The following is a 1,777-nucleotide window of genomic DNA, read 5'->3' on the forward strand; positions in this document are numbered from 1 at the left end:
CTTCTCGTCCACGCGATCACGTCCCGGGGCCCGCCCGTGGGGGCCGCTGTCATCTGACGACAGCCGATGTCCCGAGGCCGCCCCCACGCCCCGGGCTCCGGCCGTACGGCCGTACACGCGCCGCGGCGCGGTCCCGCCGCCGTACACGCGTGCCCTCCACCCACGCCACACACCGCACGGACCGCACGGACGGTAGGCACGCCATGCCTGCCGTCGTCTGCCGTGGCCTGCCGCGCCCGTGTGCCGTAGGGCCGCCTCCCCACCTCACCGGACCGCCCCACGCCCCCACGCGTGCCCGGTCCGGATCACGGCTCCGAGAAGGACACCAGGTGATCACTTCTGCCCTGCCCCGTACCCGCGGCGCGACCGGATCCGACCCCTCCGCCGACGAGCCGATAACCGCCTGGGCGCTGGCCGCCCGGAGCGGTGACGCGGACGCCGGCGAGCGGTTCGTGCGGGCCCTGCACCGCGACGTCCTGCGGTACGTCACCCACCTGTGCGGCGATCCCCAGGCTGTGGACGACCTCGCCCAGGACACCTTCCTGCGCGCGCTCGCCGGTCTCCACCGGTTCGAGGGCCGTTCGTCGGCCCGTATCTGGCTGCTGTCCATCGCCCGCCGCGCGGTCGTCGACAGCTACCGCCGCGCCGCCGCCCGGCCCCGGCTGTCCGACGCCTCCGACTGGCAGGCCTCCGTCGAACGGTCCCAGCCGCGCGGCCTGCCCGGCTTCGACGACGGCGTCGCCCTGCTGGACCTGCTGGCCGCGCTGCCGGACGAGCGCCGCGAGGCGTTCGTCCTCACCCAGCTGGTCGGCCTTCCCTACGCGGAGGTGGCGGAACTCACCGACTGCCCCGTCGGCACGGTCCGTTCCCGGGTGGCCCGCGCTCGCGCGACCCTGCTGGCCCTGCTGGCCCTGCTGGACGAGGTGGAACCCGCCTGACCCGCCGCGCGGGGCGGAGGAGGACGACGTCGTGCCCGCCCCGCCCGCCCCGCCGGGGCGCCGTCCCCGCCGCGCACTACCTCGCCGGGGACGGCCGGCCGGGCGCCTCGACGACGCGTCCGGAGCACTGGCCGCCCGCTCCGTGGTACGCGTGGACGACCGCGTGGCCCTTGCCCCGGCCGATCATCCACTTGTTGACCGGAGTGGTGACCAGGAACGCCACGGCGAAGCCGCCGAGCAGCGCGTACCAGAACAGGCCGTGGGACACAGGGCTGACGCAAGGTCCGGGATTGAGATGTTTCCGCAGGTGAGCGGTCCGTGACGTGGAGGACCGAAGCTCCGTTGAGCGGGGTGACCTCGCAAGTCGCCCTGTGTCTACGGAGCTTCGGTGAATCGTCAGTCTGCCATGTGTGTGCCCGTGATGGAGTCGATGTCGCTCGCGTCGGAGCGGACGTTGCTTCTGCGGCGGCCGGCCGAGGTGAGAGACCCGCGTGATCCTCGGGGCCGGTGCTTCTCGCTGGTGTCGTTGCTGTTGGTCACGCTGTGCGCGACGGCGGCCGGGTTCGGCTCGTACCGGGCGATGGCGCAGTGGGCGGCGGCCGCCGGGCCGGTGGAGTTGCCGCGGCTGGGGCTGCGTCCGCTGGGCCCCTTCCAGCTGGTGCGTACGCCGAGTGCGGACACGCTGCGACGGGCCTTGACGCTGGTGCGTCCCGCGGATCTGGAAGTGCTGCTGCGGGTGGGTGGGCTCGGTCTGGAGACGGTGGCGGTGGACGGGAAGGTGCTTCGCGGGTCTGGCGGCAGCGAGTCGGTCGCGGTGACGGTGATCGGCGCGATGGCAC

At 74.0% G+C, this 1,777-nt stretch carries 2 protein-coding genes and 1 pseudogene; 2 read left to right on the forward strand and 1 reads right to left on the reverse strand.

Translation table 11 applies throughout. From position 1 onward, the window contains the following. Positions 1-329 precede the first annotated feature (329 nt). Positions 330-938, forward strand: coding sequence for a sigma-70 family RNA polymerase sigma factor (locus B9S61_RS19635; protein ID WP_258039746.1), 609 nt, complete (start codon positions 330-332; stop codon positions 936-938). Positions 939-1,080: 142 nt separating this feature from the next. On the opposite strand, the pseudogene B9S61_RS40370 reads toward B9S61_RS19635, so the two are convergent. Next, a pseudogene (locus tag B9S61_RS40370) lies at positions 1,081-1,203 on the reverse strand (DUF4396 domain-containing protein); the annotation flags it as partial. Between the two features lie 123 nt (positions 1,204-1,326). Between B9S61_RS40370 and B9S61_RS19645 the strand changes: the two are divergent. Next, positions 1,327-1,777, forward strand: a 451-nt coding sequence (locus B9S61_RS19645; protein ID WP_181007414.1) for a transposase family protein, incomplete at its 3' end; no start/stop codon positions are given.

Source organism: Streptomyces sp. SM1 (assembly GCF_002910825.1).
GTDB lineage: Bacteria > Actinomycetota > Actinomycetes > Streptomycetales > Streptomycetaceae > Streptomyces > Streptomyces okerensis.